This window comes from Vibrio fortis (assembly GCF_024347475.1).
GTDB lineage: Bacteria > Pseudomonadota > Gammaproteobacteria > Enterobacterales > Vibrionaceae > Vibrio > Vibrio fortis.
Map to the genome: position 1 here is coordinate 1548828 of NZ_AP025488.1, position 12568 is coordinate 1561395.

13 protein-coding genes are annotated in these 12568 nt (G+C 33.8%); 3 read left to right on the top strand and 10 right to left on the bottom strand.

Annotation, left to right across the window (positions count from 1 at the left end; all coding sequences use genetic code 11):
* Positions 1–4 precede the first annotated feature (4 nt).
* Positions 5–2026 (top strand): DEAD/DEAH box helicase, encoded by a 2022-nt coding sequence (locus OCV50_RS21295; RefSeq protein ID WP_261904592.1) that lies wholly within the window; start codon positions 5–7, stop codon positions 2024–2026.
* Positions 2019–3248, top strand: a complete 1230-nt coding sequence (locus OCV50_RS21300; RefSeq protein ID WP_224067585.1) for a GIY-YIG nuclease family protein — start codon at positions 2019–2021, stop codon at positions 3246–3248. The genes OCV50_RS21295 and OCV50_RS21300 overlap by 8 nt, the downstream gene beginning before the upstream one ends.
* Before the next feature lie 47 nt (positions 3249–3295).
* On the opposite strand, the gene OCV50_RS21305 is transcribed toward OCV50_RS21300, so the two are convergent.
* The 8 genes from OCV50_RS21305 to OCV50_RS21340 form a co-directional block, all read right to left on the bottom strand.
* Positions 3296–4558, bottom strand: coding sequence for a Y-family DNA polymerase (locus tag OCV50_RS21305; RefSeq protein WP_261904593.1), 1263 nt, complete (start codon positions 4556–4558; stop codon positions 3296–3298).
* Between the two features lies 1 nt (position 4559).
* Positions 4560–4967: a LexA family protein gene (locus tag OCV50_RS21310; protein ID WP_224067419.1), complete on the bottom strand. Its 408-nt coding sequence runs from the start codon at positions 4965–4967 to the stop codon at positions 4560–4562.
* A gap of 168 nt (positions 4968–5135) precedes the next feature.
* Positions 5136–6080 (bottom strand): BspA family leucine-rich repeat surface protein, encoded by a 945-nt coding sequence (locus OCV50_RS21315; protein ID WP_261904594.1) that lies wholly within the window; start codon positions 6078–6080, stop codon positions 5136–5138.
* A gap of 162 nt (positions 6081–6242) precedes the next feature.
* On the bottom strand, positions 6243–6743 hold the full coding sequence (locus OCV50_RS21320; RefSeq protein ID WP_261904595.1) for a hypothetical protein: 501 nt from the start codon (positions 6741–6743) through the stop codon (positions 6243–6245).
* Positions 6744–6752: 9 nt separating this feature from the next.
* Positions 6753–7085, bottom strand: a complete 333-nt coding sequence (locus OCV50_RS21325) for a hypothetical protein (protein ID WP_261904596.1) — start codon at positions 7083–7085, stop codon at positions 6753–6755.
* 129 nt (positions 7086–7214) lie between these two features.
* Positions 7215–7979 carry a hypothetical protein gene (locus OCV50_RS21330; RefSeq protein ID WP_261904597.1) on the bottom strand — a complete coding sequence of 255 codons (765 nt, stop codon included), beginning with the start codon at positions 7977–7979 and terminating at the stop codon, positions 7215–7217.
* Positions 7976–8530: a hypothetical protein gene (locus tag OCV50_RS21335; RefSeq protein ID WP_261904598.1), complete on the bottom strand. Its 555-nt coding sequence runs from the start codon at positions 8528–8530 to the stop codon at positions 7976–7978. The genes OCV50_RS21330 and OCV50_RS21335 overlap by 4 nt, the downstream gene beginning before the upstream one ends.
* Positions 8531–8545: 15 nt before the next feature.
* Positions 8546–9070, bottom strand: a complete 525-nt coding sequence (locus tag OCV50_RS21340) for a hypothetical protein (RefSeq protein ID WP_261904599.1) — start codon at positions 9068–9070, stop codon at positions 8546–8548.
* Between the two features lie 257 nt (positions 9071–9327).
* Here OCV50_RS21340 and OCV50_RS21345 point away from each other — a divergent pair, with 257 nt between their 5' ends.
* On the top strand, positions 9328–10761 hold the full coding sequence (locus OCV50_RS21345; RefSeq protein WP_261904600.1) for a hypothetical protein: 1434 nt from the start codon (positions 9328–9330) through the stop codon (positions 10759–10761).
* A 52-nt stretch (positions 10762–10813) separates the two neighbouring features.
* Here OCV50_RS21345 and OCV50_RS21350 read toward each other — a convergent pair whose 3' ends face one another.
* A complete protein-coding gene (locus OCV50_RS21350) occupies positions 10814–11461 on the bottom strand; it encodes a hypothetical protein (protein WP_261904601.1) in 648 nt (215 codons plus the stop codon).
* A gap of 81 nt (positions 11462–11542) precedes the next feature.
* Positions 11543–12496 carry a hypothetical protein gene (locus tag OCV50_RS21355; protein WP_261904602.1) on the bottom strand — a complete coding sequence of 318 codons (954 nt, stop codon included), beginning with the start codon at positions 12494–12496 and terminating at the stop codon, positions 11543–11545.
* Positions 12497–12568 lie beyond the last annotated feature (72 nt).

Sequence of the window (12568 nt, forward strand, 5' to 3'; positions counted from 1 at the left end):
CAAAATGACAACTAACTTTGTTGAAGTTCAATATGAACGAAACGCTAATAGCGTTAATACGAACGCTATGGGTATGCGAGAAATGCAAGCAAGGGCTTTTGATTCACGCATGTCGCAATATTTGCTTTTAAAATCACCGCCAGCATCTGGTAAGTCTCGAGCACTCATGTTCATTGCTTTAGACAAAATGATCAATCAATCTGTTAAGAAAACCATCATTGCTGTACCTGAAAAATCTATCGGTGGTTCATTCTCTAATACTGACCTATCGACCTACGGTTTTTTTTCTGATTGGAACGTAAAAGACGAGAACAATCTTTGCATTGACTCGAGCAATCCAAAAGAAGCATTTATTAGATTTATCAACTCAGAAGATAAGATCCTAATCTGTACTCATTCGACTTTAAGAAATTCTATTAAAGAAATTGATATATCTCAGTTAAACGATTGTTTATTGGCAATTGACGAGTTTCATCATGTGTCAAGTAACGACAGGAATAAGCTTGGTCAAAATCTCCAAGAGATTATGGATTCTACGTCATGTCATATTGTTGCTATGACAGGATCTTACTTCCGTGGTGACTCTGAAGCTATCCTACTACCTGAATATGAAAGTCGCTTCGATACTGTTACTTACAACTACTATGAACAGCTAAATGGATATAAGTATCTAAAAACATTAGGAATTGGATATCATTTCTATCAAGGTAATTATATTGACCAGATACTCGATGTATTAGACACAAACAAGAAGACCATTCTTCACATACCAAATGTGATGAGTAGAGAGTCATCAGGTAAAAAATACAGAGAAGTGGACTTGATTTTAGAAAAAATAGGTAAGCTTGTTGATATAGACCCTAAAACGCACATTTACTACGTGCAAGAGCATGGTAGTGAAAAAATTATTAAAGTCGCTAACTTGGTTGATGATACAGAGAACAGTAAAAAAAGATCAAAGACCCAAGCATACTTGAGAGACATAAAAAAAGCAGATGATGTTGACCTAATTATTGCACTCAACACTGCTAAAGAAGGTTTTGACTGGCAATTTTGTGAACATTCATTAACCATTGGGTACAGAGGCTCACTTGTTGAAATCATTCAAATCATCGGTAGATGTACTCGAGATTCAGAGAATAAAACACACGCTCAATTTACTAACCTCATCGTAAACCCTGATGTTAGTGATGCTTTAGTTAAAGATTCAGTAAACAATATGCTAAAAGCTATTACTTGTTCATTGTTGATGGAGCAGATCTTAGAGCCTCGACTCAATTTTAGATCAGAGAAAAAGTCTGAACCGAAAGAACAGGATTTTGACGATGATTACAAAGGCGAAAAAGATAAAGTTGGCGACCTAAAGAAAAAGACTGGCACAGTAACCATTAAAGGATTCAAGGAGCCGAGTACAGATAAGGTACGCAAAATAATAAAAGATGACATGACAGAACTTCAAGCTGCTGTCTTACAAGATAACGCAATGCAGAAGGCAATGGCAGATTGTAGCGACCAGAATGCTGCTAATGAAGTCCACCTTACCCGAATTATTCAAGAAAAATTCAAAGGACTTGGATTGTCAGACCAGGAAGTAGAAGAAATCAGACATCACTTTATGGCTGAAACTTTGATAAAGCCATCGAGAATTAAAGAGAAAACTAATGCTGATGGATCTAAATCACGTTTCATAGAAATGGCTAACAACCATTTTGACTTAGACAACCTAAGCATTGACTTGATTAACTCCTGCAACATATACAAAACGGCGTTCGATGTACTTTCTAAGCATATTGATGCTCCAATTTTAAAAGCAATTAAAAATGAAATCGCTTCTCAAAAAATCACTATGACTAAGGAAGAAGCGTTAGTCTTATTTAGAGAGCATAAAATTGAAGAATTCATGCAAAGAACAGGTAGACCACCTTCGATTGATTCATTAGACCCTATGGAACGCAGGCTTGCGGAAGCGGTTCTTTTTGCCGAACAGATTAGAAATAAAAGAAGATTAAGTGAACAAAATGGATGATGCTGAATTTTTAGACGCAATACTTAAAGCCGATAAGTATGGGTGGATTTCAGAACCGAAGGATAAGGTTATATCCGTTAAATCCACAGAGTTCGATACATTTTCGACTATCAACGATTTCTTCAGAGAGCATGGAAGGCCACCTGAAGAGTCAGGTGATATGGTTGAGTTTAAGCTATACCATCAACTACAGAAGCTAAAAGACCAACCAGCACTATGTGACGAACTATCTGAACATGATGAATTTAACCTTTTAAGTCAAAAGACAAACTTTGAAGATTTTGACTCATTTGACGATATTCTAAACTCAGATTTACTGGAACGCTTATCTCCGAGTGATTCTGTTTCTAATGATATTTTTTCAATTAAAAATGTTACCAAGCCAGAAGTTATCAAAGAAAGGAAAAAAGCTGATCAAATTGGTAAGACGCTGCCATGCCCTAACTTTGACACCTTTAAGCCACTCTTTGAAAATGTTCACTACGGAATATCATCAGGTTTAAAAGGACTTGAAACGGTCTCTGAATCTGAACTTTCAGTATTTGAGTTTAAGGAAGGTAACTTTTATCTACTTAAAGGTATGTTGCTATTCATAGATTATATGTCTGATATCTTTAGAGGAACTGATAGAGAGGATAGAAGACTTTTAATCATCTTTGAAAATGGCACTCAATCTACGATGTTACTTCGCTCCCTTACGAAACGCATTCGTGAAGATCTTGGTGCAAAACGGGTTACTAATAGTGATGGAACCGCATTTAATGCTAAGCGGATTAAATCCGAAGAAGAGTTAGATCCTAACCTTCAGGTTTACAAGAAAACAAAAGCTACTGGATATATATACATAGCGAAAACACTACGTGAAGACCTTCGCTCCGAGTATCGCCATTTGTATAAAATTGGATTAACGAAACGAGACGTAAAAGAAAGATTTAAAGAAGCACCTAATGATCCTGCTTTCTTAATGTCTCCTGCGGAAGAAGTGAAAATCATCCCCCTTAAAGGATTAGATTTAAACTCAGTAGAAGCAGCAATTCACTCACTTTTTGATACTGTCAGACTTGAAATTGAAGTCATTGGTAATGATGGACGTTCATACAAAGCCAAGGAATGGTTTATTGTTCCTATAACAGCTATAGAAGAAACGGTTTCACTAATTCAAGACTTAACCATTCATATGTATCGTTATGATAGTGAAACTCAGCAATTAATTATGCGGTAATATCTGAAGGGAAGCATTTTTGCTTCCCTTTTGAGAAAGGGTATCTTTTAGCACTTTATTCTTGGTATATCACTCCATTTTGTCGTGTACTGCTTAGTCAGAAAATTTCGTTTCATCGACCATTCTTGCTTAATCCCCTGCCCTGCAATGAAAATTGAATCAGTGCCAAAACGACTGTTTAACGTATCAAAAACCTTGTTGAGTCTTATGTCGTCTGGTTTCTCATTAAACATATCAAACTGTTCATTATCAGAACTTACAAGGTCTAACAGCCCAACTCCAATTTTGTAATATCGAACACCTTCATGAAAAAGCTCATCACCAGCTTTTGATGCAATTTTAGAGATGTTTTTGACATCATCTGTGGAAAAGCTAAATCTATGAATTGTCTTGAAGCTTTTAGGATTTTGGTCAAAAGGTGAAGACGCAGCAAAGCACATCATCACTTTAGTTTTACTGCCTTGCGATCTCAATTTCCTCGAAGCTATTGAAGCATGTTTGACAAGAGCTTGTTTAAGATTATCTTTATCAAGAATTCTCTCACCAACTGATCGAGTCGAAAAAATCTGTTGCTTTGATGCTTTAACCAAATCAAATGATTTTGCTCGTTCCCCTCTCAGTTCAAGTGCCGTTCTCTGCACTTCAACGTTAAAGTCTTTTTTTAGTAAACCAATAGGATAAACAGCCAAATCATAGGCTGTTTTTACCCCCTGAAACATCAATCGCTTAGAAAGCTTTGAGCCTATACCCCAGACTTCCCCAATCTCAACCTGTTTTAAAATGTCTAATGTTTTATGGTCATCATCGAGCAAGCAAACACCATTCATTTCCTTTTGATTTTTTGCTAAAAAGTTAGCGATTTTGCAGAGAGTCATCGTCTTAGCAATACCAACGCAAGTAGGTAGTCGTGTTTCTTTCCAAACCGCTTTGCGAAGAGTTTCGCCATGCTTTTTCAAGCATGGAATTGCTGGAAAATGATTCTCGAAAGTTAAAAAACATTCATCTATGGAATAAACGAATTGATGTGGAGCAGCAAATCGAGAAATGACGTTCATCATTTTTTCAGAAAGATCAGCGTAGAGTTCATAATTTGAACTACAAACTATGACTTTTTTTGCTTCAAGCTCATCTTTGATTTTGAAGTATGGAACGAATTTTTTAATCCCTTTCTCTTTAGCTTTTCTGTTTAACGCTACAATTGTTCCATCGTTGTTGCTAAGAACAGCAATTGGTTTGTCCCTCCACTGAGGATTAAAAACAGCTTCACAACTCGCATAGAATGAGTTCGCATCAACTAAGGCATAAAACATATCAGAATCCCAATAAAGCTCTTGGTTTAAGCATTCGTATGCTATTGATAACGACACCTTCAATTGTGAACACATCACTTTCAGAGATGAAGACAGGTCGATACTTAGGATTACCTGAAATCAGACAGCGATTCTTTGTATCTAACACTTTACAAGTGAACTCACCATTTAGATTACAGACAATGACAGAGTTTTGTCCTGTAGGTTTTTCAGAGCGATCTACGATTAATAAATCACCATCAAAGATTCCATAAGTTTGCATAGAATCACCTTCTGCTAAACCGATAAAAGTTGAAGAGGGATGTTCTATAAGTAAAGAATCCAAGTTTAGAGAATTTTGTTCATAGTCTTGTGCTGGCGAAGGAAAGCCACTGATGCCGAGCGATGCTTTTAAAGGGATAACTCTCATTTTGTACCAATACTGTGTATTTATACAGTAAGTATGAAATAAGGCATCTGAATGTTCAAGAGTTTGAGAATTCGATTGGTGATTTTGAAAACAGAAATGTAAAAAAAGAGATTAGTTTTAGAGACTTACAAACGAAAGAAAACCACTCAAACGAGTGGTTTCTACTTTTTATTGAAAACTTAATGGTATGTGTTTGTGCTGTAAAATAGCTCCAAGTCTAAAGTTGTTGTAGTAGTAAGGATCAGTCACTTTCGAGGTATCCCAACCGCTTATATCTTGGTCAAAACCTTGATTCCACGAAAACATGATCATAAAGTTTGTACCTGAAGATACATCCCAACCACTAATATCTTGATTAAATGAATCTGCGCTGGAGAACATACCTTCAAAAGTAGTTCCGTTTGATACATCCCAACCACCTATATCAACATTGAAAGTTGAGTTGTTTGAAAATAATCTACTAAAATCAGTTATTTGAGATACATTAGCAAATTGGATTTCTCTGTCTTTTGTTTGTGGATCTGCTATCAATGCATCTAAATTACTTCTATCAATAGGAGCTTGGATTTTGTCATTATGAAATGCTGCTGGCACATCAGACATATCCATTTTTGATAAAGATAAGCTTATAAAATCCTGCCAGTTGTTTGCACTTGAAGTATCCCAACCACTTAAATCATGTTGATAATCTACGTGAGTTAAAAACATGTAGGAAAAGTTTTGAACGGAAGACGTATCCCAACCACTTAAATCATGATTAAAGGTACTTGGCAAAGCCATAGGTTGCATGAACATACCTTCCATACTAATGACGTTTGAAGTGTCCCAACCACTGATATCTTGGTTAAAATTCTCATGTTCAGTGAATAAATAAGACATGTCTGTGATTTTGCCAGTACAAACTTTTGTTACATCATCACCATTATCTATCATTGCATCTAAATCAGACCTTGTTAAATCTGGACCTACACATGCAGGATTTACAGGTGGATTAGGATTTCCTTTTGTAAACTCGATATTTTCAGATGAAATTAAAGCGACAAAATCAGCAGCACTCGCATAAACACTTGTTAAACCTGATAATGCTAAAACAGCAATTTTAAAATTATTCATATAAACTCCTTTTTTGATTGAATATATAATTTAAATACCACATCAAAATCGAAGAGCAAGATTTCTCAAAATCAGTTAATCATTTATACATTAGATAAATGAAAAATAATTTTTAAAGCATATGAAAAAAGAAGCCGAAGCTTCTTTTTTATTTTCTGGAAGTTAAAGACGGAAATATCTCTTAAAATTCTCATCACTTCTGTATTTTCTATAAAGTTTCTCTAAAAGAAAAACATTAATGTATGCATTGCCATTCTCATACTTCAAAAGTTCTTTTGAGTTTAATCTGTTTAAAAGTTTTGCATTTCTAATTCTTGAACATTTCAACAGCACATAAGAATCATTTACGTCATGAGTTTTAACTAAATAATCTAAGTAACCTTTCACATTTTCTAAGAACAAGTTTAAGTGAACTTCTGATGAACTAACAAAACGACTCTCTAAAACTGGCTTTTCGTAATGTCTACTAACTTTTCTCATAACCTCTTTGTAGTGCTTTTCGTAAATGCAAAGTCTTTGACCACGCTTAAAAATCACATTGTGTTTAAGCAAAAATGCTTTAAAACAAAATAATTTCGTTCTCGAAAAAGTGATGACATTATCACTTTCACTACACTCAACACTGTTTACAGCATTAAGGATTCTTTTTTGAATATCATACATAGAACCCCCTTACTTCACTGGTAGCTGTGTTGGACAGCCATTCAAATCTTTATCGGTGGTAATCCAAGATTGGGTAAGATTGTTGTAAGGAGTCCCATTGCCATTCCAGCATTTATAGTAGTATTTTGATGTGGTTTTTCTACCAGAGTGATCAACAATTTTTGTATTGATTTTCAACCAGTAAACTTTTCCAGTTTTATGAATTGTCTGTATTCGCTTAATCGTGACATTCTCTTTCAACATGTATGTAGAATCTGATGTGTTATACATATCGCTTGCAAAAAGATTGCTTGAAAACAATAAAGACACAGCACTCAGTATTATTGTATTTTTTAGCTTCATTTAAAATTCCTCCGTTTTATTTTTTATATAGCATGGAGAAAAATTAAAGCAAAAAGAGAAAGTAATATTTCATTTAACTAAACAACAAAAAAATAAAAAAGAGGTGATATTTCACCTCTTTCTTGAAAATTAAAGTTTTGTAGCTAAGTCTTCAAAAGTCTGACAGTCATAAGCATGGCATACTCTTTTTATGTATTCGATACCTCTAAATTGTTGAGCATAACCATCTCTCTGAACATGCGAATGAGTACCAAAGCGACCTCCATTGTAAACTTCAAATAAGCGATATTTTTTAAAGTCTGACTTCCACCATTTTCCACGCAGTTTGATTGAGAAGTCGCAAACTTTGTTTAACGCATTTGAAATATCATCCTCACTCAATGCAATTTCAAGTTCGTCAACTGGCTTATGAGCTTTTTGCTCATAGCGTTCGTCTGCTCGTTCTTCTGCTCTAAGGAACGTATGGACATTTTTAGAGTAATCTTTGTCGTATTCAACACTGTTTTTAACAGACATCTCTTTACGAACCTTGCTGATGATATGACTGCATGATGTATACCAACAAACATCAATACCATCAAACTGCATTTTGTTACGCTTGCAAAAACCAGATAATGCAGATGATGTGTGAATCTCGAATCTCCATTTCTCAATATTAAACTTGAAAGTAGCATCAACTTGCTTTTCAGGTTCGACCTCTGAGAAAGTGTATTTCTTAAATCTTGGTAAGCTACCTTTAAAAGCTTTTTGAGGTACTGGTACTAAGTAACCTTCTACCGTAGAACCAACTTCAAAAGACTCTGTAAGCTTATCGATTACTAAATCTGCCTCTACTTTTTCTACTTTGATTCTAAAATTTGCTCTGTTTTTTTTGACGATCTCTATTTTTTTCATAATTCATATTCCTCTTTGTTGTTTGATTTGGTTTGTGTAAAAAATAACTCTTTAAATATTTCATCTTTGATCAACTCTTTTTCGATAAAATGTTTTAAATCAACGCTAATAAAACTCTTGTTTTTGTTTTTTGGATCAACAGTGGTAAATCCATTGCTAATAAGAAACTGACTTAATTTTCTTGATGAGAAACTAATATCATTCAAATAAGTCAATCCTCTATTATCTGTAAAGTTTTGTGATCTTATAAGCCTTGCAATTTTTGAATTCACATATTCAGTATTCAAATGTTGTATGCTTTTACAATTAAGAGATTTTGAATGATTTTGTAGTTCTTCATACAAAGCTTGCGAAAAGCCTTTGTGGATGTATCTATTAGTTGGTTTAGTCTTATGCAATGCTGTTGTGTAACCAAGCTTGGTTAGGACATTTCTCATAGGTTTAAGATTGGTATGTGAGACTAAAACATAATCATTTATATTTTTTTGTTTTAGCTCCTTTTTAAATCTACTTGATACCTCTCTTATAATTTCTATTGTACTTTTTTCCATAAATCCCCTTTTTATTTAAAAAACTAATGTAGTTTGTTTATTATCTAAATCCTTAAAAATCACATATGTATCTTCTTCATTTACAACACGAATACTGAAATCAATTTTGAAATATTCTAAAATATCTATAAAAGGCTTAACTGGCAATCTTGATAGTGGCGTTGATAGTGTCGGATAATCTCTAAAAGACGAAAGATACATAGATTGCGAAATATGGTATCTATTCACCCCATCATCTCTATGATTATCGCTGTAACGAACCATATATATCGCATCTCTAAGATTCTTATCATAGTCTACAATCAAGTCATTTAATGCTAACTGATGATCGATTTCTCTTTCATAAGACTCACAATACAAGTCGTAAACTTCTTCATTTTGCATCAATGTATCTGAGTCTATGTCTAATTCACCTTCGCTAAAACCTAAACTAATCAAATCATCATCCAACCTACAATCAATCTCTATATATGATATAGCTTCAATTTTCTTTTCTTTTTCTGTTGTTATCTCACCATAGTTGTAAAATATACTTTTCATAATAATTCCTTAATATTTAATTTTTGTTTCTATAATAATTTATATCATGTAATTTAATTAATTCAAGTTAATTAATTCAAATAAATTAAATTATTTCGAAAAATCCCAATTGCATCACATTATTTCAGCATTAAAATATTTAATTAATTTTTAAATTAACGAATTTTAAAATAAAAACACTTTTAATTTTTGCAAAAAATAATTGAAGTGATAAATATTATAGTATCACTCACTTAAAAAATATGGAGGAAATAAAGATGAGTTATTACTTGAATTATTATGTTGATTTAAAAAATGCAAAAGTTGATGATGAAATTGCAATTTTGAGAACTGAGTTCAGAGATATGCTTTTAAATTATGGTGAAGACAACATTTATGAGGTCTACAAAGTTCTTAAATCGATTATGTTTGATGAGATGTTTTTGTTAGTTCACAACGAGCATAGCAACAACTTCAAAAACTTAAACGAGTACCAGTTTGATGACTTGGTTGATGATGATGTTGCAAAAGTGTTGAAGAAAATGAATATCGATTATTGTGTCGATTCTAAACCGCTTCAACATTTCTCTGATCAACAACTAAGAGAAGAGTTGTACAAGCGCAATACTAATGGAACTGATGAAGAGTTGGAACTGATTGACTCTGAGCCTTTATTTGATTTGGACTTAGATTTAAATCTTGATGATGAAGAAGAAGAAAAAGTTTCTGATGAATTGAATTTAGATGATTTAATTTTAGATTTAGAAGATGGTTTAAACTTAGACCTTGATGAAGATGAAGATGAAGATGATGATGAAGATCTTGATTTGGATTTTGGCGAAGAGGATTATGATTCTGAGATAGGTTTAGAGACACCAGATAGAATGTCTTTAAAAGCAAAAATATTAGAGTTCCTTGCTGAACACTGTAAACCGCTTGGAAGTTATGTCACTACTGCTAAGTTCTCAGAGGTCTTTGACTGCTCTACATACAAATACAAACCATTTTTAGATGAGTTAATTGAGAAAGAGCTTGTTATTATGTCAGAACCAATGCACAACCACTGTCGCATCAATTGCTACTCAGTAACAGCAAAAGGGTATCAGACGCTTTCTGAGATATATCTTTTAGATGAGAGTGGTAAAACTGATTATTACAACAAAACTGCTGCTCTGCTAAGAAAGTACAACTCAGACATCCAAACATCAGAAAGACTTGTTGATCTGTTTTTCACGCATGAAGATAGAGTGAGATTCGACAACTTAGAAGTCGTACAGGTTGTAGAAGATTTTGAAGAATTGCTTAAAAAACTTGATAAACCTGTTGATGAAAACGATATCGCTATCCACTATAAAAACAAGTGGCACTCTTTCAAATACACAGATCTGAGAATCTTTGCAAGCATCTTTAAACGATTAGAATCATACTCCTGTAATGATGAGTATGTTGAAGTGATAGAAGCTCTTAGAAGTGCTTATGTGGACGATACCAGAACTTTGATGAAGTATATGAGAGTCATTTCTTTAAACCACAAAAACAGATTGAATACGTGGTTTAAACAAAAAACTTCTCGCTGTATTGATTCATTTGTAGGTGATTCTTCATTAGTTCATGAAGATGGATTAGAAGCATTGGTTACTAATGGCTGGCTTGAGCAAAATGACACTGGTGATTTATATAGAGTTACTGAACTTGGCAAAACGTATCTTTAAGAATGTGAAAAGAGAAGCAAAAGCTTCTCTTTTTTAATCTGAATGTTGAGTATTATTCTGCAACTTTTTCTTCTGTTTTTTCAATCTTAAAGTGAGAACGAACAACGTCAGCACTTAGCTTTTTACCATCTTTATCTTTAAGAGTGATAGAACCTGATTCAACCAGAGAAACTAAACGCTCTTGATGATCAGCAACTACGTACATCCACTTATCATTTAGCACATGATCAGCATTCACTTTCTGAATAGCTACAAGAATCGCTGATTGGTCGCCTTGACCACCCATGCCTTTGTTCTGAAATTTTGTTCCACCAATATCTAAATCAAACTTTTTATTCTCGTTTGAGTTAGATGATTTGGTCTTAGTTTCAGTACCTTTTTTACCAGCAGTGAGCGACATAATTGATTTCAGTGCATCTTCAAATGAAACCTCAAATCCTTGTTCAGTCATAGTCGCTTGTAGTTTCTGAGCAGATTTATGAAGAGTTGCTTCCTTCTGCTTCTCTTCTTTTTCAGCGACAAGACGAACAATTGATTTCTCGAACTTCTCAAAGTCGTTCAGATATTTATAGTATTCTCTAATATTTACTTTACTGCTCAAAACCTTTTCAACTATAAAGTGACGTTCATCTGCTGATAGTTTGTTGAACTTTTCTTCAAGCAGCTTTTCTTCTGTTTCTTTGTAAATGTTCTCTGACATGAGCTAAATCCCTGTTTTCGTAATGAGATAATTTTGACTAATTGAAATTAAGCGATTTTTTTTAAAAATGCAACTTAGCAATTATTCTGGTTTGTCATTTTGTGTAAAAGTTTTGCTATTGCCTACAAATGATTCCGAAACCAGAATCCAGCGACTCCCTTTCTCCATTTTCTCAAAATCACCTTTATAAAATTTTTCATGCTGAAGATTTCGGAAGTGTGCTGAACGAATGTGCTCAGAAACCTTAGCTGATGGTTCATAGGCGAAGTGTGAAGCTGTCCAGTAATCTCTTGTTGTACTCGTAGGTAAACGGAACTTAGAGGCTGTTGGAAAGCCTTCAAGGAGATACTTGTTATCTGTTGCATTGTTAAAGATCAGAAGTTGAATAGCTATCTTCATTAGAGTGTTAGTTGTGAGCTGTTCTATATCGTTTAATCGCTGATCTATAAGCGAAGATAACTCACCTGATTCTGCAACTCCTTGATCAAGCTTTGATATGATTTCAGAGATATCGACACAACTTCTATACGTTACGTCTTTGATTTTATAACTAACTGTAATAGAGATGTTTATGTCTGGATTACGTTGAATATTCATGCCAGTCAGATTGCCAAAAGGGACATGAACCTCTTGATACATCTCTTCTTCTGATAAGACTGTGATTTGACATGGATAAAGCTTGATTGTTTGACCATTAACCTTGATGTAAGTGTCTTTTTCAAAACATAAAGCAAATGTCTCAAATCCTTTAGGTGGTTTGATTGTCGCATTCAAGTTTGAAGTGAATTTCGCACGATTAAGCATTTCAACAATGGATTTATTCACAAAGACAAGCTTTCTGCTTTTCTCGAAGAAAAGCTCTTCTGCGTTGGTGTTTATGCCTAATGTGTCGTCCAACTGGTTAGCTAAAAGACTATCTTCAATCAAAAACTCTTCAAAGCTTGGCACATGACCAAACATTGACTTTAGCATTTTCATTGTTTTTTTGTCAGAAAGTACAGTTTGATATTTAGTTTTAAAAATGTCGTATTTCATTTTTAGCTACCATTTTTTCGATTTGATAGAAAAATGATAAAAGGACCTTTCTCTGAATACAATAATCAATTT